Source organism: Novosphingobium sp. PhB55, from assembly GCF_004368805.1.
GTDB lineage: Bacteria > Pseudomonadota > Alphaproteobacteria > Sphingomonadales > Sphingomonadaceae > Novosphingobium.
The window spans coordinates 17,421-38,717 of record NZ_SODQ01000013.1 but is presented as its reverse complement, the minus strand read 5'-3'; the positions used below and the strand labels follow the sequence as shown (position 1 = coordinate 38,717).

15 protein-coding genes, 2 pseudogenes and 1 other annotated feature are annotated in these 21,297 nt (G+C 60.9%); of the genes and pseudogenes, 14 read left to right on the top strand and 3 right to left on the bottom strand.

The genetic code is table 11. From position 1 onward, the window contains the following. The first annotated feature begins 80 nt into the window (after positions 1 to 80). Positions 81 to 1,574: an IS21 family transposase gene (gene istA, locus EDF57_RS23980; protein ID WP_134096184.1), complete on the top strand. Its 1,494-nt coding sequence runs from the start codon at positions 81 to 83 to the stop codon at positions 1,572 to 1,574. Beyond that, positions 1,571 to 2,338, top strand: a complete 768-nt coding sequence (istB, locus tag EDF57_RS23975; protein ID WP_134096183.1) for an IS21-like element ISSsp5 family helper ATPase IstB — start codon at positions 1,571 to 1,573, stop codon at positions 2,336 to 2,338. The genes istA and istB overlap by 4 nt, the downstream gene beginning before the upstream one ends. A 416-nt stretch (positions 2,339 to 2,754) precedes the next feature. Here istB and EDF57_RS23970 read toward each other — a convergent pair. Beyond that, a pseudogene (locus EDF57_RS23970) lies at positions 2,755 to 3,787 on the bottom strand (IS110 family transposase). 229 nt (positions 3,788 to 4,016) lie between these two features. Between EDF57_RS23970 and EDF57_RS23965 the strand changes: the two are divergent. Further along, a complete protein-coding gene (locus EDF57_RS23965; protein WP_243841271.1) occupies positions 4,017 to 4,187 on the top strand; it encodes a transposase domain-containing protein in 171 nt (56 codons plus the stop codon). Next, complete coding sequence (locus EDF57_RS23960) at positions 4,139 to 4,765, top strand: UPF0149 family protein (protein WP_243841270.1); 627 nt, start codon at positions 4,139 to 4,141, stop codon at positions 4,763 to 4,765. The genes EDF57_RS23965 and EDF57_RS23960 overlap by 49 nt, the downstream gene beginning before the upstream one ends. 36 nt (positions 4,766 to 4,801) lie before the next feature. Here EDF57_RS23960 and EDF57_RS23955 read toward each other — a convergent pair whose 3' ends face one another. Further along, complete coding sequence (locus tag EDF57_RS23955) at positions 4,802 to 5,137, bottom strand: hypothetical protein (RefSeq protein ID WP_134096181.1); 336 nt, start codon at positions 5,135 to 5,137, stop codon at positions 4,802 to 4,804. A gap of 154 nt (positions 5,138 to 5,291) precedes the next feature. Here EDF57_RS23955 and EDF57_RS23950 point away from each other — a divergent pair, with 154 nt between their 5' ends. From EDF57_RS23950 to EDF57_RS23930, 5 genes are all read left to right on the top strand, one after another. Next, positions 5,292 to 5,555 carry a hypothetical protein gene (locus EDF57_RS23950; RefSeq protein ID WP_243841269.1) on the top strand — a complete coding sequence of 88 codons (264 nt, stop codon included), beginning with the start codon at positions 5,292 to 5,294 and terminating at the stop codon, positions 5,553 to 5,555. A 186-nt stretch (positions 5,556 to 5,741) separates the two neighbouring features. Further along, complete coding sequence (locus EDF57_RS23945; RefSeq protein WP_134096180.1) at positions 5,742 to 5,969, top strand: hypothetical protein; 228 nt, start codon at positions 5,742 to 5,744, stop codon at positions 5,967 to 5,969. Between the two features lie 171 nt (positions 5,970 to 6,140). Further along, a complete protein-coding gene (locus EDF57_RS23940) occupies positions 6,141 to 6,425 on the top strand; it encodes a co-chaperone GroES (RefSeq protein WP_134096205.1) in 285 nt (94 codons plus the stop codon). Positions 6,426 to 6,486: 61 nt separating this feature from the next. Then, complete coding sequence (gene groL / locus EDF57_RS23935; protein ID WP_134096179.1) at positions 6,487 to 8,088, top strand: chaperonin GroEL; 1,602 nt, start codon at positions 6,487 to 6,489, stop codon at positions 8,086 to 8,088. A 573-nt stretch (positions 8,089 to 8,661) separates the two neighbouring features. Beyond that, positions 8,662 to 10,998, top strand: a complete 2,337-nt coding sequence (locus tag EDF57_RS23930; protein ID WP_166675384.1) for a mechanosensitive ion channel domain-containing protein — start codon at positions 8,662 to 8,664, stop codon at positions 10,996 to 10,998. A 287-nt stretch (positions 10,999 to 11,285) separates the two neighbouring features. Here the strand turns inward: EDF57_RS23930 and EDF57_RS23925 are convergent. Further along, positions 11,286 to 12,502, bottom strand: a pseudogene (locus EDF57_RS23925) (IS3 family transposase). Further along, positions 12,119 to 12,233 (bottom strand) — a sequence feature (AL1L pseudoknot). It overlaps the preceding pseudogene by 115 nt. Before the next feature lie 472 nt (positions 12,503 to 12,974). Here EDF57_RS23925 and EDF57_RS23920 point away from each other — a divergent pair. From EDF57_RS23920 to EDF57_RS23900, 5 genes are all read left to right on the top strand, one after another. Next, on the top strand, positions 12,975 to 14,543 hold the full coding sequence (locus EDF57_RS23920; RefSeq protein WP_134096177.1) for an arylsulfatase: 1,569 nt from the start codon (positions 12,975 to 12,977) through the stop codon (positions 14,541 to 14,543). 261 nt (positions 14,544 to 14,804) lie between these two features. Further along, positions 14,805 to 17,234, top strand: coding sequence for a membrane-bound PQQ-dependent dehydrogenase, glucose/quinate/shikimate family (locus EDF57_RS23915; protein ID WP_166675383.1), 2,430 nt, complete (start codon positions 14,805 to 14,807; stop codon positions 17,232 to 17,234). A 56-nt stretch (positions 17,235 to 17,290) separates the two neighbouring features. Beyond that, positions 17,291 to 18,679, top strand: a complete 1,389-nt coding sequence (locus tag EDF57_RS23910; RefSeq protein ID WP_243841268.1) for a carbohydrate porin — start codon at positions 17,291 to 17,293, stop codon at positions 18,677 to 18,679. A 963-nt stretch (positions 18,680 to 19,642) separates the two neighbouring features. Next, entirely contained in the window at positions 19,643 to 20,212 is a 570-nt protein-coding gene (locus tag EDF57_RS23905; RefSeq protein ID WP_134096176.1) for a sigma-70 family RNA polymerase sigma factor, read from the top strand. After that, positions 20,187 to 21,185, top strand: a complete 999-nt coding sequence (locus tag EDF57_RS23900; RefSeq protein ID WP_166675382.1) for a FecR domain-containing protein — start codon at positions 20,187 to 20,189, stop codon at positions 21,183 to 21,185. Before EDF57_RS23905 ends, EDF57_RS23900 begins: the two co-directional genes overlap by 26 nt. Positions 21,186 to 21,297: the final 112 nt, after the last annotated feature.

Here is a 21,297-nt window from a genome sequence, read left to right as displayed (position 1 = left end):
GATAGGTCCGCTGCGGGCGGCGTAAAAGTCGTCCACCTTGAAGCCTTTCTGCTTGGCAGGGAGGACTGGGGATTTTCAGCGTGGAACTCTATCTGAAGGTACGTCTGGCTTGCGCGGAAGGGCTGAGCCAGCGGAGCGCGGCGAAGCGTTTCAATGTGTCGCGCGACACGGTGCGCAAGATGCTGTCGTTTTCATCGCCGCCCGGTTACCGGCGCCAGGCAGCGCCTTGCCGTCCGAAGCTGGACGGGTTTGTAGCGATCATCGATGGCTGGCTCGACGGGGACCGGGGCGTTCCGCGCAAGCAGCGCCATACGGCGAAGCGGGTATTCGATCGCCTGCGCCAGGAGCATGGGTTCACCGGCGGCTATACGATCATCAAGGATTACGTCCGGGAGCGCGAGCAGCGTAGCCGGGAGATGTTCGTGCCGCTGGCCCACCCGACGGGCGATGCTCAGGCCGATTTTGGGGAAGCGCTGGTGATGATCGGCGGGGTCACGCAGAAGGCGCACTTCTTCGTGCTTGATCTGCCGCACAGTGACGGGTGCTATGTCCGGGCGTATCCGGCCGCGGTGGCCGAAGCCTGGGTCGATGGTCACGTCCATGCCTTCGCCTTTTTCGGCGCGGTGCCCCGTTCGATCGTCTACGATAACGATCGCTGCCTGGTGGCGAAGATCCTGCCCGACGGCACGAGGCAGCGCGCATCGCTGTTCAGCGCTTTCCTGTCTCATTACCTGATCCGCGATCGCTACGCACGCCCGGGCAAGGGGAACGAGAAGGGCAATGTGGAAGGTCTCGTTGGCTATTGCCGGCGTAACTTCATGGTGCCGATCCCGCAGTTCCCGACCTGGGAGGCGTTCAACCTGTGGCTCGAGGAGCAGTGCCGCAAACGCCAGGACGACAAGCTGCGGGGGGAGAGCGAGACGATCGGCGAGCGGCTTCAGCGCGATCTTGCCGCGATGCAGCCCCTGCCAGCCTCGCCCTTCGAGGCTTGCGACCAGACCAGCGGACGTGTCTCGTCACAGTCCCTGGTGCGTTACAAGACCAACGACTATTCGGTGCCGGTGGCTTGGGGGCATCAAGAAGCCTGGGTCCGGGGTTATGTCGATGAGGTGGTGATCGGCTGCCGCAGCGAGGTCATCGCCCGGCATCCTCGTTGCTGGCGGCGGGACGAGGTCATCTTCGATCCGCTTCATTATCTCCCGCTGATCGAACAGAAGATCAATGCGCTGGACCAGGCGGCGCCGCTGCAGGGATGGGAACTGCCCGAGGCGTTCGCGACACTGCAACGCCTGATGGAAGCGCGCATGCACAAGCATGGCAGGCGCGAGTATGTGCAGGTGCTGCGCCTGCTGGAGAGCTTCGATATCGCCGATCTCCAGGTGGCGGTGGAACAGGCCATCGACCTGGGCGCCATCAGCTTCGATGCCGTCAAGCACCTGATCCTGTGCCGGGTGGAGCGCGTGCCGCCCAGGCTCGATCTTGAGGTCTATCCCTTCCTGCCCAGGGCCAAGGTCGAAAAGACTTTGGCCAAAGCCTACCTGAGCCTCCTGTCCGACAAGCAGGAAGCGGCATGAGCGGTCAGGCCCCCGAGATCCTGCTCGCCCACCATCTCAAGGCGCTCAAGCTGCCCACCTGCCTTCGTGAGCATCAGAAACTGGCCCGGCAATGCGCGGCCGAAGGCCTCGACCATATCCGCTTCCTCGCCCGGCTCATCGAGATGGAGATGATCGACAGGGAGCGTCGCATGGTGGAGCGGCGCATCAAGACGGCACGCTTCCCCGCGGTCAAAAGCCTCGACAGCTTCGACTTCACCGCGATCCCCCGACTCAACAAGATGCAGGTGCTCGAGATGGCGCGCTGCGAATGGATCGAGCGCCGCGAGAACGCCATCGCTCTGGGGCCATCGGGCACGGGCAAAACGCATGTGGCTCTCGGACTGGGGCTGGCGGCATGCCAGAAAGGGCTGTCCGTCGGCTTCACCACCGCCGCCGCGTTGGTCAGCGAGATGATGGAGGCCCGGGACGAGCGACGCCTCCTGCGCTTCCAGAAACAGATGGCTGGTTACAAGCTGCTCATCATCGACGAACTGGGCTTCGTGCCGCTCTCCAAGACCGGGGCCGAATTGCTGTTCGAGCTGATCTCACAGCGCTATGAACGCGGCTCGACTTTCATCACCAGCAATCTGCCCTTTGACGAATGGACCGAGACCTTCGGATCCGAACGTCTCACCGGCGCGCTCCTCGGCCGGCTGACCCATCACGTCAGCATCCTGGAGATGAATGGCGAGAGCTACCGCCTCGCCCATAGCCGCGCCCGAAAGCCCAAAACCAACCCCTGAAATCAGGCCAACGCCCGGGGAAGTGGCCCTCGGGCTACGCCCTCACGGCACTTCCCCGGGCGGCCGCCACACTGGCCTGGTTGTCTAATCGCACATCGTTCGTCAAGGTGGCCTGGGCATTCGGCATCGCCGCCGTGTTGCAGAACACGCAACGCGACGTAATTGATTGGTTGGATCGGGCCTCAGCGGCTTTGTTTTCGTCAGAGCTGTCCAGTGCTGGGAGCAGGGTTGTCTCCGCGGTCGACATAGGGTCGCCGCACAATGGGTCTTCGCAGGTAGGATCTTCCTATGTTTTACCCGCAGTCTCAATGAGCTGCAGCCAGGCTAAGCGGAATGATCCAACCCACGTCCGCAGCAGGGACGCTCAGTGCCTCAAATCGGTTTGACGCGCTGAGGTGAGAAGGCTGACACTTTTCTTATGCTGTTGCGCCAGCCAATGTGTTGAATACTTCACCTGTCTTAAGCATGCTGTGCATGATGACCGCAAGCTTTCGCGCGACCGCCACCGCAGCGCGCTTGAAGCCCAACCGCTCACGCAGCTTTAGCCCCCAGCTTTTGAGACTGCTCTCGTTCCTGGTACTGGTTCTCGTGAGGATCACCGTCGCCGCTTCGTAAAGCAGTCCCCGCAGGTGGTTGTCGCCCCTTCGTGAGATGTGGCCGTCATAGTCGACCTCGCCTGACTGATAACGCCGTGTTGTCAGCCCGAGCCAGGCGCCAACGGAGCGCGACGTTCGGAAATTGTCTGGATCTTCAATCGCTGCGACGTAGGAGACGGCCGTGACGGCACCAACGCCCGGAATTGTCATCAAAAGCTTCGTAGCCTGGCTACTCCCGTGCCACTGCGAGCAATTGGCGATCAAGATCGGCCGCGCGCTTGCGTATGTCGCGCCACGCCTCAAGCAGAGGCAATATGATCCGTGCCAGGCCGTCACTCCCATCCAAAAGCTCCCTTACATTGCCATCAAACACCCGACCTTTCCCTTTGGGGATGATAAGACCGAACGTCTTCATCAGGCCGCGAATCTGGTTGCTCAGCTGGGTTGAGATGCTCAGGAGCTGATTGCGGGCCCCCACCAGCGTGCGTGTTAGCATGCTGTCGAACGCTTTTACCCGGACCGACTTGTAGAAGCCGGCTTCTGCCAACTGGGCCAAACCATCCGCATCATTGGCGTCGGTCTTGTTGAGCGTCTCGTTCAATACGTTTTGCGCGTGCCGCGCTTCAATGCAGATCGCGGGAACTCCCTCGGCCGTCAGCGCATGATAGAACCACGTCGACAACGGCCCCGTCTCGAATACGACGCGCCTGACGTATGGTGCGTGCTTGCGGATCATCTCTGCCAAAAGCTTTGGGTCAGAAGGGCACTTCCCCCGCCAGATCCGATTCCCGTCTTCTCGGATCGAGATCGCGGTATCTTTCAATGAAACGTCCAGCCCTATATATTGGTCCACGGTTGCCTCCATTTGATGTTTGGGCCCGGTTCCAATCGTGAGCCCGTATTTCCATCTTATCGGGGCAACCACCTCCGCCAGCCATCATCTTATAAAATGGCATGGGGCAATCGCGCCGCGATTACCCCATGTTTTACTCCGCCCCGTGGCCGACTTTTGCGCCGCCGTTGACAGCCGCCGGTCCAGTCTCTTCGCTGGTAGCGAGGAAGGAGCCCAGACATGGGCTGTCATGGCATCCCTTCTGCAGACGGCTCGCCTGGGCGGCCTGGATCCCTACACCTGGCTGAATGACGTGCTGGAGCGCATCGTCACGGGCGCTGTGAAGATCAACGAACTGGACATCTTGCTACCGTGGAACTGGCGGCCGGCGGCAGAACCGGTAAAGGCTCTGGCGGCATGAACTTCAAAAGTCGCTCATCGCAGGGCCGGACCCTCTCGCTCGAACAGCTCGAGATATGGCTCGACGAGCTTGATCCCCCCGTAGCTGGCGTCTCATCGATCGACGGCTTCCTGGCCGCAGTCGCCGCAGGCCCCAGCGTCATTGACCCCGACGTTTGGATCAAGAGCATCCTGCGCGAGCACACTCAAAGCGCGCGTTCGGCGCCTGCGCGGCGGACGATCCTCAAGCGTTACAACCGCATCTGCTTCGAGCTTGCCGAGAAGCCCGAGGCCTACGCGCCGATCTACATGCGCACCGAGGAAGGCGAGGTGCTGCTCGAGGACTTCGCCAACGGGTTCTTCACGGCCATGCACCTGGACATGGAGGCATGGAAGCCCTTCATCGCCGAACCGGAGTTCGGCTACCCACTCACTGCATTGCTGGCACACAGCACCGTAACCGGCGGCCCGTCATGGATCGAGCAACTTGGCGATCCGCTTGCCAATCTGGCACTTGCCGATACCTGGCGCATGGTCCCGCAAATCATCTCGCTGATCCATGACCAGTGCGCCTTCGCGCGCATGACCTCAGCGGCCTGACAACACCTACCGAACCCATAAATGCGTGGGGTCGGATCAGCGGTTACGGTTGAGTTTGATATTGTCGACGCCTTCTTTCAAGAATTTGCGGACCGACCGCCGCATTTCCATCGGGCCGTTGATCACGTCGACGAAAGTGTAGGCGGCGACGTGACTGGGGTTGAGATCGCCCGAACGCGTCGTGATCGGCGGGTTTCGGACGAGATGGCCGCATGCCTGAGCGTGTAGGTCGAAGCGACATCTCACACCGCCGTCTTCACTTGCATTATTATTCATTCGAGTAAAATTGCCCTCCTGATGGAGGATACATTCCTTTGTCCGTGAGCCTAAAATACGACTTTCATCAAAGAAAAGTCCTTGTAATTTCGCCATTCAAATGACATCTACCTATTACGTCATTGCGCCGATTTAAATCGCAACTCTGTCTGGCGATGTCTCTGCACGATCAGAAATTCATTTGATTGGCTTTCCTGAGGCAGGAAACGTTTGTCGCCGTGCGCGGGGCTTCGACCATCCGGGCATCGTCATGAACGACGATCTGAGGATGATAGACTGGGTTCCAGACGGCGATATCAAACTGCGTCCCCGCAATTATGATGAAGCGGATCTGAAAGAGCTACAGCGTAGCACCGACCTTTTCGCGCGCAAGTTCGATGCCGAGCAGGACACACGGATCCTTTCTCTGCTCGAGCGCCATCTGCGAACTCCCGCAGCGGATGTCTATCATGCGCCGCCGAACGCAGTCAAAATGCCTTCGCCTATCGACATGCCGCTAATAGCGACGGCATGACAAGCGGATCATCACGACCAAGCACTGTCTCGAAAGGACGATATCATGGCTAAATCGCAGAAGAAATCGAGCCGCGAAGTTCGCAAGCCCAAAGCAGAAAAACCCAAGACCAATGCGTCCAAGCCATCGGAGAAGCCAGGCGTAGTGCCCGGCCTTCAAAACATAAAACGCTAGGAAGGGCGGCTAATGCAAATTTCGGCGGCCCATTGCAGGGAGCAGGAGGCGTTGCAGCGTGCCAAGGCGCTCAGCGAACCTTTGGAAAATAGGCGGAAAATCGCTCTGCAGGCCGCCAACGCCTGGGAAGCCGAAGCACTGCTGGCAGAAAAGCGGGCGTCAAAATCGAGCCCTCTCGACAAGCTCGACACTGCGATCGCCTTGGAGTTTGAACAGGAGGAGAATTCAGACCCTGCTTGAGTGACTGCGTCACCTTCGGCAAGATGAATGCCATACTTGATTTGACACATGTCCCGCCCATATGCAGATAATTGGTAGTCTTTTATCGAGACGGCCAGATCGCAATGTTCGGCGCTGGCCACATTTGTGAAAGCGATGTTCCGTCGCGGCCCAGCGACAGGATCGCTCCCCATAGCATTTCGCTCACTGCACGACCGTGTCCTCGTACGGCTCGAAGCCACCAAGAAGACCGTCAACGGCATCATCACTCCCGACAATGCCCGTGAGAAGCCACAGGGAGGCGAAATTGTCTTCGCCGCCTCCGGCATTCGCTCGGAAGATGGGGCCATCATCGCCCTCGACGTCAAGGCGGGCGATCGGATCTTGTTTGGCAAATGGTCCGGCACCGAAATCAAGGTGGTTGGGGAAGACCTTATCATCATGAAGGAAAGCGACGTGCTCGCCGTGTTGGGCTGAGTTGTTTGCGGGCCGGCGCCTCCCGGCGAAGCCGACATGTCCACCCTTAAGGATAACGACCATGGCCGCCAAAGACGTTAGATTCTCGCGCGATATCCGTGAAGCTCTCAGCCGGGGCGTCGACACTCTCGCCAATGCCGTGAAAGTGACGCTTGGCCCCAGGGGCCGCAACGTGCTGCTGGACAAGAGCTATGGCGCGCCGCGCATTACCAAGGACGGCGTCACCGTCGCCAAGGAAATCGACCTCTTCGACAAGTTCGAGAACATGGGCGCGCAGCTTATGCGCACAGTGGCATCGCGGACCAACGATCACGCGGGCGACGGGACGACCACGGCCATCGTGCTCGCGCAGGCGATCGTCCGCGAGGGCATGAAATCGGTCGCGGCGCAGTCCAATCCGATCGACCTGAAGCGCGGCATCGACATGGCGGTCAAGGCCGTGGTTGCCGAACTCAAGGCCCGCTCCAAGCCGGTGGCGGGCACGGACGAAATCGGGCAGGTCGGCACCATCTCGGCCAATGGCGATGAGATCGTCGGCCGCAAGATCGCCGAGGCCATGGAAAAGGTCGGCAAGGAAGGCGTTATCGCCGTCGAGGAAGGTTCGGGCGTCGAATTCGAACTCGATGTTGTCGAAGGCATGCAGTTCGACCGTGGCTATCTGTCGCCCTACTTCGTCACCAACACCGCGAAACTCACGGTGGAACTGACCGACCCGCATATCCTGCTGTTCGACAAGAAGCTGGCAACGCTCGCCCCGATCCTTCCCCTGCTCGAAGCCGTCGTCCAGTCCGGGCGGCCGCTGCTGATCATCGCCGAGGACGTTGAGGGCGAGATCCTAGCCACGCTTGTCGTCAATAAGCTGCGCGGCAGCCTGAATGTCGCGGCCGTGAAGGCGCCAGGCTTCGGCGACCGCCGCAAGGCCGTACTTGAGGATATCGCGGTCCTGACGGCCAGCGAGGTTGTCTCCGAAGACCTGGGAATCAAGCTCGAAAACATCACGCTCGCCATGCTGGGCACTGCCAAGAAGGTGACGATCGACAAGGATACCACAACCATCGTAGACGGTGCCGGCACTGCGGATGCGATCAAGGGCCGCATCGAGGCGATCCGCGGGCAGATCGAAAACACCGCCAGCGAATACGACCAGGAGCAGCTTCAGGAGCGCCTGGCCAAACTCACCGGCGGCGTCGCCATAATCAAGGTCGGCGGTTCCAGCGAAGTCGAAGTGAAGGAGCGGAAGGACCGCGTCGACGATGCCCTCTTCGCGACGCGTGCCGCCGTGGAAGAAGGCGTCGTGCCGGGCGGCGGCACCGCACTGCTCTATGCATCCAAGGTACTGGCCGGGCTGATAGGCGCGAACGACGACCAGACCCGAGGCATCGAAATCGTGCGCCGCGCCTTGCAGGCACCCGTCCGCCAGATCGCCGAAAACGCCGGGCATGACGGCGGCGTCGTGGCCGGGAGGCTGCTTGATGGCGGCGACGAAAACATGGGCTTCAACGCCCAGACTGAGCGCTATGAGAACCTGTTTCAGTCCGGCGTCATCGATCCCACCAAGGTCGCGCGCTGCGCCATCCAGGATGCGGCGTCGGTCGCGGGAATGGTCATCACCACCGAAGCGGGCATTGCCGATCTGGTCGAAGAAAACGCGGCGGGCTTCTGATCCACCTTCCCCCAAAATGCAGCGCCTTTTCGGCAAACCGTCGGTTCCGGTAGGCTCCGACGTTCGTGGACCGCCGTTGCAGCGCTTGTGGTGAATGAAACCGCCGGTCTGTATGCAGGGCTTTGCGCGAGCGAATGCCGCTGGGGTGGCGGCGAGGAGATCTAATTCTCATAAAGCGGCGGTTACGAAACGGGCGAAACGAGTGACGGAAAACCTTACAAGCGGGGTTTTCGAGTTTAGCCTCTGCCAGCAGCTTGTTCAGCTTCGCATTCTCGTCCTCAAGCGCTCGCAGTCGCCGTGGCTCGCACACCTCAGGCCCGCCTTTAGTGAGACATCGAAAGCGCCTCGGGTATGCGGCCATCTGGGTCGATCACCCGGCGAGGTATCGCATTTGAACGTTTCCAATAGCATGTGTCGCTTCGTCGTCCGGTGTAGGATACCACGTTTTCTAATTGGGCTTGGCAGGCGCGGCTTTTCATTTTAGCGCCTGCGGCTAAACCTTTGTGTGAACACGACAGGAAGACTGCAATCATCGCTCGCCTATCGTTCTATTTCCTGAATCTGATGATTTGCATGGTCGCCATGTGTTCGCCTGCGGTCGCGCAGACTCCGCCGGACGATTGGCGCGCAATCGGGGAATGGCGCAAGACAGCCGGCACGGCAGAGTCGCTGCTCGATCTACCTTTGTCGGTGCGCGGCCGCGTAACGGAGGATCGATGGGAACAACTCCGGCTCGACCTGACTGTCCAGCGCGAACTGGCACTCGCCTTGGTGGAGCGGGGAACGCTGAAGGGTAGGATCGCCAAGGCTCAACTGGCCCAACTCGATGCCGATACCCCGAAGGGCACGAGCGAACCTGTCTGGATCAGGCAGAAGCGTCTCGACCTGAACGAGAGAGTCGCCGTGGAAGACGGGCCCGTCATTGCCGCCCGCGACGTCGAGGCACGAGGGGGTGTACTAATCCGCGAAATCGATCAGGTCCTCCGGCAAAAGCGGCGGCAGAAGTTGTTTCTGCACGACCATCCCGTTCTGATGGCGACCACCTGGATCGCGGCAGCCGAAGACTTGCGCGCGGGCAGGATCAATATCGTCTCTCAGACGCCTGTACGGAAACCTTATCCCGAACTTGCCGGCGTGCCTCTGGCGGTTCGCTTGACAATGGCCGTCCTGGTCGGTGTGTTTGCCGTCTGGGTCGCGGCGCGATGCCGCCTACGGCTTCGAGCAGCCGTAGATAGGCGAAGCGTTGCGACCGGATCGCCGCGCAGTAGGCTCGGCCTCGCCTTCGCGCGCGACCTGCTCGACATCGCTATTCCAGCAGGCGTGCTGATGATCGTGCTTTCGAGCGTCCGGTTGCTAACGGCTGATTTGCCTTTCCTGGCTGCGTTTGGCGAACAGATCATCCTGGCAGGGCTGGTCGTCATCTATGCGCGGTGGCTGGGGCAGAGCTTGTTCGCCCCGGCGTTTCCGGCCGCGCAGCTTGTGCGGATCGCTGACGGCAGGACGTCCGCTGCGATCCGGCTGATGACCCTGCTGGGAGTGGCGATCGCGGCTGATCAGATCGTCGACTACGGAGAGCAGCAGCCGGGCAGTTCATCCGCTCTGAGCGCGCTTCTGTCCTTTGCGATCGTCGTGACGGCAAGCCTGTTCATGTGGCAACTGGCACGCATCCTAAAGGATTCGACGGGAGCAAAGCACGTTGGCGAAGACGTTCGTTCCCCCAGGCCCGACGCGCGTTCGGCCGATGTGGTTCAGCCCATTGGCCAGGCCATGTTGGCGGCGGCGACGTTTGCCGTTCTGGCTGCGCTTGCAGGCTTGGTCGCTTTGGCGCGCTATCTCCTGATCTCGACTCTGATGTCGCTCGCGACGGTCTGCACGGCGCTATTCCTCTATCGTTCGCTCACCGAGGCAAGCGAGCTCCTGTTCCGCCGTCGGGGGGGCGCCGGGTCACGGTATCTGCAGTTGCTGCCGCTGGCCTTCGGCTTCGTCCTGTTCGCCCTGACGCTGCTTTTCGTGGCGGTGATGTGGGGCTTCAGCCCGGAGAAGATCATCGACGGCATGCTGGCGATGAAGAACGGTGTGGCGGTGGGGCAGATCCGCGTGTCGTTCGGCAGCGTGATGACCTTCGCGCTGGTGTTCCTCCTCGGTTATGCACTGACCCGCTGGCTGCAGCGGGTTCTGCATTTCGCCGTGCTCGACCGGCTGCATATCGAGGCCGGCGCGCGGGCCGCGGTGCTCACCGGCTTCGGCTATTTCGGTCTCACGCTGTCGGCACTGGTCGCCATCACGGCGGCCGGGCTCGACCTGTCGAGCCTGGCGTTCGTCGCCGGGGCCCTTTCGGTGGGCATCGGTTTCGGCCTGCAGTCGGTGGTCGCCAACTTCGTGAGCGGCATCATCCTGCTGATCGAACGCCCGATCAAAGTCGGGGACTGGATCGAGGTTGGAAGCTACTCTGGGCATGTCCGTAAGATCGCGTTCCGTTCGACCCACATTGAGACCTTCGATCGCCACGAGGTCATCATACCGAACACGGACCTGATCTCGGGCAGCGTGACCAATCTGACCTACGGCGGCAGCCTCGGCCGCATCACTCTGCCGGTCGGCATCGCCTATGGCAGCGACGTCGAGATGGCCCGGACGGTGCTGCTCGATGTCATGGCCGGGCACGCCCACATTCTGAACGACCCCGCACCGTGCGTGGTGCTGGATGCCCTTGGCGACAGCGCGATCAATCTCAAGGCGATGTGCTTCGTCGAGAACGTGAACCAGCGCCAGTCGGTGCGATCGGACCTCTTTTTCGCGATCCTCAAGGCGCTGGAAAAGGCGGGCATCGGCATTCCCTTCCCGCAGCGGGAGCTATGGCTCCATGCCGATTCCGGCGAGCGCCCCCGGACCCTGCCGGAAGAGAGTTGAGGGTTTAGTCGCCGATCGCCGGGTCTAGTTTGCGCTCGCCACCTGCGGCGGGCGGCGGATTGCGAGCCTGAACGCCCCGGACTCACGCGGTGAAGAGACTTCGCCCTCCACCCGCGCTGTGATGGATTAGGGGACGTCGTAGACCGCGGCGCCATGGTCGTTCGCGCCGGCGCGCCGCCCGCGATCGATAGATAGGCAAGGCCGTGATGGCATGTTAGCCATTCCGTCATCGCCGAATGTGAGGGGTGTGAAGCCTCCCGGGTTTTCCGGAGGCCGTATGGTTTGAGTCAGGCAACCATATCGAGGGTCTCTATGGCTGCATAGTAGTTAGCCTCTGCTTCGGCAGGTGGAATATAGCCGATGGGTCCGAAAAGACGATGTTCGTTGTACCAGTGGACCCAGCGCAGGGTGGCCATCTCGACTGCGGAAACACTCGGTCATGAGCGCTGCCTCCAGATGACCTCTGCTTTGTAGAGGCCATTGATCGTCTCGGCCAAGGCGTTGTCGTACGAGTCCCCGACGCTGCCGACCGAGGGAACAAGATTGGCCTCGGCCAGGCGCTGGGTGTAATTCATGGCCAAATATTGAACACCCCTGTCGCTATGATGGATCAGGCCATCATCGGGACCGGGTCTGCGGGCATGGATTGCTTGTTCCATTGCATCCAGGACGAAGCTGGCCGTGGCTGATGTACTGACCTTCCAGCCCACGATACGGCGGGCGTAGGCGTCGATCACGAAGGCCACGTAAACGAAGCCGGTCCAGGTGTGGACGTATGTAAAATCGACCACCCACAAGGCGTTGGGCCGGGCGACGTGAAACTCTCGGTTGACCTTGTCGAGTGGGCACGGCGCCTTGGGATTGCTGATCGTGGTGATCGTCTTCTTGCCCCGGCGAATGCCGGCCAATCCCATGACGTGCATCAGCCGCTCCACCGTGCACTTGGCGACCGGGATCCCTTCGCGGCGCAGTTGATGCCAGACTTTGCGTGAGCCATAGAGGCCATAGCTGTTCTCGTGCACGCGCTTGATATTCTCGCGCATCTCGTCATCGCGGCGGGCACGCGCCGGACGCTTGGCAGGATCGGCAAGCCGGGCTGCGTGCTCTCGAAATGAGGACGGGGCGATCGCCAGTTCGCGGCAGATCGGCTCGATACCCAGTTCCTCGCGATGGGCGGCGATGAACGCCACCATCATCTCTCGCGGCGGTCGAACTCCGCCATCGCGAAATATGCCGACGCCTTGCGCAGGATCTCATTGGCCCGGCGCAGTTCCTTTACCTCGCGTTCGAGCAGCTTGATCCGGGCCTTCTCGTCGGCCGCCTGCGCCGCTGGTCCCGTTCGTCGGCTAGCCTCCTCACGGCACCAGCGGCGCAGCGTCTCGGCTGTGCAGCCGATCTTGCCGGCGATCGACGTTATCGTCTCCCACTGCGAGGCATGATCGGCGCGATGCTCGCTCAACATTCGTACCGCGCGCTCGCGCGTCTCAGGAGAAAACTTGTTCATTTTCTTGCTGGGCATATTCGCTCCTTCTCACAGATAGGAGCCTCCGGAAAACCCGGGACGCTTCACTGTTAATGGGCCGGCGTTTCAAGAGTAGCCAAGTTGGGTGGCTGTCCCTCAGAATGATGATGTAACCGTCCCCCGACGGCATTGATGTGCCAACGTGGGTCTTCAAATCCATGGAGGAGAGCGGTTACATCATCAAAACCCTTTCGATACCGAAACGATTTCCCGTCGCCGCAAGCAACCCACGAGCCTCACCGGGATTCCGATTTTCTCCGAAAGTGATCTGGGCGCCAACACGCGCGTAACATAGGGTAAACCCCGATTGGCGCACCACAGCGACTAGCCGATTAACTCATGAAGGTCTGCTGGCGCGGTACCTCCCGAGCGCCTGCAGGAGGCGCAATGGCAGTGCGAAAGCACTCGCAGTGCGGACGAGAAATCTCGTCCAGGCTATCAGCAGGAGATCCTAATGGCAGACAAGCGCAAGCCCAACATCGTTCTGATCCTGTCCGACGATTTTGGATATGGTGATGCAGGTTGCTACGGGGGCGGCGAAAATCGCGGAATGCCTACTCCCAACCTTGATCGCATCGCGGCTGAAGGGATGCAGTTCCTGTCGTTCTACGCGCAGCCCAGTTGCACTCCAGGTCGCGCGGCCGTCCTGACGGGACGTATCCCCAACCGCAGCGGCATGACGACGGTGGCTTTCCAGGGTGACGGCGGCGGCCTTCCTGCGGCCGAGTGGACGTTGGGTTCAGTGCTCAAGGAAGCCGGTTACAAGACCTACTTCACCGGCAAGTGGCACTTGGGCGAGTCCGACTATGCGATGCCCACCGCCCATGGTTACGACCGCATGGAATATGTCGGCCTCTATCACCTGAACGCCTACACTTATGCAGACCCCGAGTGGTTCCCTGACATGGACGAGGAACTGCGCACGATGTTCGAAAAGGTGACCAAGGGGGCCCTTTCCGGAGACGCCGGAGAGGAACCGAAGGAAGTGTTCAAAGTCAACGGACAGTACGTTGACGACCCGGACAATGGTATCGTCGGCATCCCCTACTACGATTCGTATGTTGAAAAGGCTTCGCTCGACTATCTTGACAGCGTCAAGGATTCCAAAGAGCCATTCTTCATGCACATCAACTTCATGAAGATGCATCAGCCCAGCATGCCCCACCCCGATTTCAAGGGTAAGTCACTGTCCAAATCCAAGTATTCGGATTCGCTTGTCGAGAATGACGCGCGCATCGGGGCGATCATGGACAAGCTCCGCGAGCTGGGCCTTGATGACAACACTTACGTCTTCTGGACCACCGACAACGGCGCATGGCAGGATGTCTATCCCGATGCCGGCTATACGCCCTATCGCGGGACCAAGGGCACAATCCGCGAAGGCGGCAATCGCGTACCTTCGCTGGCATGGGGCCCCGGCATTGAGGGGGGCACGAGGAACGCCGACATCGTGGGCGGCCTCGACTACATGGCAACATTCGCATCCTTGGCCGGCATCAAGCTACCGAAGAAGGATCGTGAAGGCGAACCGATCATCTTCGACAGCTATGACATGTCACCGGTCCTCTTCGGCAAAGGTAAGTCGGAACGCGACAGCTGGTTCTATTTCACCGAAGACGAACTCACCCCCGGTGCCGCGCGTGTGGGCAATTACAAGGCATGCTTTAACGTGCGTGGCGACAACGGGGCGGCCACGGGCGGCCTTGCCGTCGATACTAACTTGGGATGGAAAGGCCCCAATGCCTATGTCGCAACGGTGCCCCAGGTGTTCGATCTCTGGCAGGACCCGCAGGAACGCTACGACATCTTCATGAACAACTACACCGAGCACACCTGGACGCTGGTGACGATCAACAAGGCGATCAAGGAACTCATGAAGACTTATCTCGAATACCCGCCTCGCAAGATGCAGGGTGAGGGTTATTCGGGGCCGATCACGCTCACTCAGTACGAGCGCTTCAAACACATCAAGGACCAGCTCGCCAGTGAAGGTTTCCGGATCGGAATGCCGACGGGGAACTGACGAGAGGTTCAAGAAGGCGCGTCGATCGCTGATCGATGCGCCTTTTCTTTGAGTTTGCAGCTCTTCGAATGAATTTCTTGCGCGTTATGCTAAACAACGTTCATGAATACTTCCACCGCTGAGAGTAACGGATTTATGCTGGCCATGAAGTGACATCATCAAAGCCCAGCAAAAGCCACATTTTGCGTGCATTGGGATGCAGAACCTGACAAATCCATCACATAGATTTCTCGCATTTGGGCTGCGCCAAAGGAGATTGCCGTGAAAGATGCCAAAATCGCTCACGGTGAGTTGATGAGGGGTTGGCTCGCACTTCTTGGCACTGTCATCGTTGTCGCCGGCCTCTTTTTTCTCATTGGCGGCGCAAAGCTCGTTCTGCTTGGTGGCAGCCCCTATTTTCTGACCGCAGGTATCGGACTTTCGGCGTCGGGTTTCTTGATCGCCCGCGCGAGGCCTGCGGGTGGCCTAGTCTTCGGTGCCATGTTCCTCGCGACGATTATCTGGGCGCTGTGGGAAGTCGGGCTCGCCTTCTGGCCGCTCATCTCGCGTCTGCTGGCGATGGGAGTCGGAACGACCGTCGTCGCTCTCTCATGGCCTCTCATGAGGCGCGCCGCCGGGCGCGAACCTTTGTGGCGCCCCGCTCTTGCGATCGCGGTCGTTCTGGGTTTCTGTTCGGCTGTCGGCTTCGCGGGCATGTTCGTGTCGCATCCAACAGTAGCCTTCGCCGGCGCGCAAAGCGTTCTTATCCCTGTCGATCCGGCGCATGAACAGCGCAACTGGGAAGCCTATGGCAATAGTCCTGGCGGCAACCGCTTCGTGGCGCTCGACCAGATCACGCGCGATAATGTCCAGAAGCTGAAGGTTGCGTGGACCTATCGGACCGGCGATGTGGCGGTCAGCGACGGCAATGGCGCCGAAGACCAGAATACGCCGCTGCAGGTCGGCGACACGGTTTTCATCTGCACCCCGCATAACAATGTGATCGCGCTCGACGGCGATACCGGCCGTGAGAAATGGAAGGCGCGGATCGATGCCCGCGCCTCGGTCTGGATGCGGTGCCGGGGCCTTGCCTATTTCGATGCGAAGGCGCCGCTCAAGCAGCCGAACATGCCCGGTGCCACGCCGGTCACCGCCGTCACCGTGCCCGAAGGTGCGGCGTGCCAGCGCCGCATCCTGATGAACACGGTCAATGCCGAACTGATCGCGCTCGACGCCGATACCGGTCGGTTCTGCACCGACTTCGGCAATGGCGGCCGCGTCGACCTGAAGGCCGGGCTCGGCAGCGCTCCCGACCCCGAATATCAGCTAACGTCCCCGCCGACGATTGCGGGCACCACCGTCGTCGTCGGCGGCCGCATCGCCGACAATGTTCAGGTCGACATGCCCGGCGGCGTGATGCGTGGCTTTGACGTGGTCACTGGCAAGCTGCGCTGGGCCTTCGATCCGGGCAACCCGGCGATCACAGGCATGCCCGCAGCGGGCCAGACTTATACCCGTTCGACCCCCAATGTCTGGGCGCCGATGTCGTACGATCCGGCCTCCAACACGGTATTCATGCCCGTGGGCAGCGCCTCGGTCGATCTCTACGGCGTGACCCGCAGTGCGCTCGACCACAAATATGGCGCTTCGATGCTGGCGCTTGATGCGACGACCGGCAAAGAGAAATGGCACTTCCAGACGGTCCACAACGACCTGTGGGATTTTGACATACCGATGCAACCCAGCTTCATCGACTTCGCGGCCGACGGCGGCCAGACGGTGCCCGCGCTGGTATTCGGCACCAAGGCGGGCCAGCTTTATGTGCTCGACCGGGCGACGGGCAAGCCGCTGACCCGGGTCGATAACGTCACGGTCAAGGCCGCGAACATCCCGAACGAACCCTATTCGCTCACCCAGCCAAGATCGGTCGGTATGCCGCAGATCGGTGTCGGCCCGCTGATTGAAGCGGACATGTGGGGCGCCACGCCGTTCGACCAGCTGCTGTGCCGTATCGCCTTCAAGGGCATGCGTTATGAAGGGCTCTATACCGCATCCGGCACCGACAAGTCGCTGAGCTTGCCCGGTTCGCTGGGCGGTATGAACTGGGGCGGCCTGTCGACCGATCCGACGACCGGCACGATCTTCGCCAACGACATGCGGCTTGGCCTGTGGGTGCAGATGTTTCCGCAGACTGCCAAAAAGGCCGCGCCCGCCAGCAGTGGCGGCGAGGCTATCAACACCGGCATGGGCAGCGTTCCACTGAAAGGAACGCCTTATTCGGTGATGAAGGACCGCTTCCTCTCTGTGCTCGGCGTACCATGCCAGACGCCCCCCTTCGGCACCCTGACGGCGATCGACATGAAGACCCGCAAGATCAAGTGGCAGGTCCCGGTCGGCACGGTGCGCGACACCGGCCCGCTGGGGATCAAGATGGGCCTGCCCATCCCGGTCGGCCTGCCGACACTTGGCGGCACGCTGGCGACACAGGGCGGCCTGCTCTTCATCGCCGGCACGCAGGATTATTATCTGCGCGCGTTCAACTCGGCGAATGGCAGGGAAATCTGGAAGGCGCGGCTGCCGGTTGGCAGCGGCGGAGGGCCGATGAGCTTCAAGTCGCCCAGGACTGGCAAGCAATATATCGTGATCACCGCAGGCGGCGCGCGTCAGTCCCCGGATCGCGGCGATTATGTGATCGCTTACGCCCTGCCATGATCATGGCGAGCGAAACGAAACGCCGCGCGCCACACCCTCGGTGCAAGGCAAGCCAGTTGCGCGAGAACGCGGAGAAAGACGGGACCCTGCTCGTTTATTTCCGTGGGATGTTTCGCCTGGTCGGCTGCGTACTGTTCATCACGGCACCTTTCGCAGCCGATGCACGGGCAAAGGATGCCGACGTGGTGGAAGAACAACCCGCCGCGTCGGCCGACAGGACTGAATCTGTGGAGGCGGAGGCACCTGCCGCCCCGTCGGGTGGTCGCGAGACGCTTACCGGTGACTGGGGCGGGCTGCGCACACAGCTCAAGCAGACGGGCGTGACCTTCCGGGGCGACTATGTGTCGGAGACTTTCTCTGCGGTCGACGGCGGGCTCAGGAAGGGCACGACTTATGTCCAGCAGGTCCGCATGGGCGCGGACTTCGACATGGACCGTCTTGCGGGCGTGGATGGCGCGACGATTCACTTCACCGTCAACGACCGGCGCGGCGTTGGCATCTCGTCCGACTTCGTTGGCAATCGCCTGCCGATCCAGGAGGCGGCCGGTGGCTATTATGCGCGGTTGACCGAGGTGAGTTGGGAGCAGGCCTTCATGGCCGGGAGGCTCAACCTTCGAATGGGCTACTTTGCCATGGGCAACGACATCGGCAACTTGCCGATCGGCTGCGACCTGGTGAACGCAGCCTTCTGTGCCCATCCCCTCTCCATGTCGGGCGACAGTGGGTGGTACAATTATCCCAACGCACGTTGGGGCGCGGCGGTGCGCTACAAACTGCGGCCAGACCTGACGATCCGCACTGGCCTTTATCAAGTTAATCCGCGTCTCAATGAAAAGGACAATGCATGGAATCCCTTCGCGGGCGGCACCACCGGCGTGCTGTTGCCGCTGGAAATCGAATATGATCCCGGCGCGGGCAAGGGCAGCCGCACGCTGCCCGGCCATTACAAGGTGGGCTTCTACTATGACACCTCGCGCGTCACCCGGCAGGGCGGCGGCGGCATGGTCAAGGGGCGCTACGGCTTCTACCTGCTGGCCGACCAGATGATCTGGCGTGAGGGACAAGGTTCGCGTGGGCTGTCCCTGTTTGCCCAGGTGACGATCAATCCAGCAGATACAGGGCAGATTACCCGCTGGTATGCGGGGGGACTCGTGACAACGGGCACATTCAAGGGACGCGATGCCGATACGGCGGCATTGGGCTTCGTTTATGCGCAGGTCGATCCCCGCCTGCGCCACGCCAATGTTGATGTCGCACCAGTGCCGGGCAGCTACGCCTCACTCCCCGCAGGGGAGACGGCGATCGAGATGAGCTACGGCTTCCAGGTGAACCGCTGGCTGGTGATCCGCCCGGACGTGCAATATATCATCGATCCGGGCGCCTTCAGCTATCGCCGGACACCGGACGCTCTCGCCTTAGGCGGACAAGTCAAAATTCAGTTCTGATCGGTGCATCAACATATCGCTTTGGTCGATAATCATCGAACCCATAGCACGATGCCCGGTTCTGTCGCAAAATTCTGCGGGTGGCTGTAGGGGAGGCGTTTGTTGTAAGCGCGAGATTCCCCGCACATGTTCGGTTGAGAGAGGTGGTGAGAAGGATGTGTCCACCAAGGATGAGGTGGACACATGGAGATGGCGCCGATGGGCTCTGAAGCGTCGCGGGTTTTCCGGAGGCTCCAATTTGTGAGAAGGAGCTTTCGTGATGAGCAAGACCCGGAACAAGTTTTCACCTGAGACCCGCGAGCGGGCGAAACGCATGGTGCATGAGCATCGCGCCGAACACGCCTCGGAGTGGGAGGCGATGACGTCGAAATCCGCATGAAACCCGGCATGTTTCACTCCCAAGCAACCCTACTGTGAGCGGAGGCTTGGGGGGAGCGCCGGTTGGGGCGTTCGCGGCCAAGGGCTGTTCCACTCGATACTTGCGATGGGCATAAGCGTGCTAAACGCCGCCAAGTGAATTTACCCTAACTGTTTTTTCGTACGCTGAATGCATTTCTTGGATGTGTCGATAGAGGGATGAACCTGTACCGTGCAAGATCGGCCAATTTCGGCACTATAGCTGTCTTGTCAGTGTCCGACGGCCCAAGATGTCGTGGCTAATATATCACGGAAATCTGCGTGGGCTATTTTTGCTTGAAAATGGTCAACTTCATAGTACGCTGATCGGGCATCGTACTTAGTGTGATGCCGAGGCGTGAGAACCTCGCTAGCGAACAGAATTCTTCCCGCCCTGCGGGATGATGTCGGGGGGCTGACGTATGTCCAGGTCGCTTTGCGACTAAAGCGTCGGCGCATGTGCTTGCATGTTCTCAAGACCCGGGCATTGACCGGCTCTGTCTCGTTCGTCGAGCGGAGCCGGTTAATGCGTTCACAGTCAGTCTTGGAGCAACCTGGTGGCAAGTCATGCGATTTGCCCTAGGCCTGGGATCTGTATCGGTAGATGAAGACGATCCGCTTCCCCCGGAAATCGACCGAGCTTGTGCCCCGCTTCCGTCGGTCGATCAGGTTTACAGGCAGGAACGTGCCGGCCTCTTGCGGTTCGTGACGCGGCGGTCACGGCGCGAGGATGCCGAAGACGTCGTGCAGCAGGCTTTTACCCGTTTTGCCGCCGGCAAGAGCGCATCGCGCTTCGACAATCCGGGCGCCTATCTCAGGCAGACGAGCGTCAATTTGCTTCGCGACGAAGCGCGATGGTCGGCCCGGCATCCAAATTTTTCATTGTCCGAAGACGACGAGCAGGAGCTTGCCGACTGCGATCCCTTGGCTGCGCTTGAGGCGCGCGATCGTCTTCACCGCATCGGAGCTGCGCTGGATCGTCTTAAGCCTCTGACACGCCAGATTTTCCTGGCGTGCCGCGTCTATGGCTATAGTCATGCAGAAATCGCCGAGCAGACCGGTCTCAGCGTCAAGGGGGTCGAGAAGCACATGGGCGTTGCCATCAAGCAGCTTGGGCGGCATCTGCGGCGTGACTGAGAGCCATGAACCGTCGCCCTCCCGCGAATCCTATCGGACCGCGTCGAGGTGGCTCAATCGCCGTCTAGCGGGTGAGCCGGGGCTTGAGCCGAAACTGGAAGAATGGCTGGTCGCCGATCCGCGCAACCGCGAGGCTTTCGATGAAGCCCTGCGGGTCTGGCGCGAGACAAACGTGATTCCCGAAGGTTACGGCGGCTTTGACGGCACCGTGATGCGCGCGCCTTTCTTAGAGCGCAGAAGCACGCATGTGGGCCTGGCCAGTGCAGCGGCCGTCGTGCTGGCAGGATTGTCGACCGCATGGATCGTCGGCAAGGACGCCTTTCCTGGTCTCGTCACGCCGGCACAGGCAGCGGCCTACGAAACGCGGATCGGCCAGATCCAGACCTTTCGCCTGGCCGACGGCAGCGCGATCACCCTCGATACCAACTCACGGGTTGAAGTCGTCGTGTCGGGCGGCAGTCGTCAGCTCGAGATCGCTAAAGGGCGCGTCCGCATCGAGAATACGGTGGGCGCCGGCGCCTTTACCGTGACGGCTGGCAAGCGCAGCGCGACGGTGAAAGGTGAGACGTTTGATGCATACATTGCCGGCACCGGGATGCGGATCGCCGCACCGCGATCGCCGGTCGAGCTGACATCAGCGGACCCGGAAACCGGGGCGCCAAAGCGGATCGGCGCGGGCGCGCAAGTGGAGATCGGTTTTCGTACGGATCCGTTCCCCGTAGCGCGATCCGATCTCGAATGGGTGTCGGGAATGCTGGCGCTGGACGGCAGCAGGCTCGGCGATGCGGTCGCGGCTATCAACCGGTACAACCGGACGACCGTCCGTCTGGGCGATCCAGCCCTGGCGTCGCGCAAGATCTCCGGTGCCTTTCGGGCGAACGATCCCAATGCTTTTGCGGAGGTGGTTGCCAGAATGCTGGACCTGAAAATCTTGCGGCCGAATTCGAGCGAAATAGTGCTCTCCATGCGCTGATACCTTGCTGCGCTCCCGACCCTGAACAATTTGGATTGAAAAAGTTGGGGGGCAGATTCGTTTCCCTCCGTTTCCCCATTAACCGGCCAGTTTTCGGCTCAGGGGGGAAACA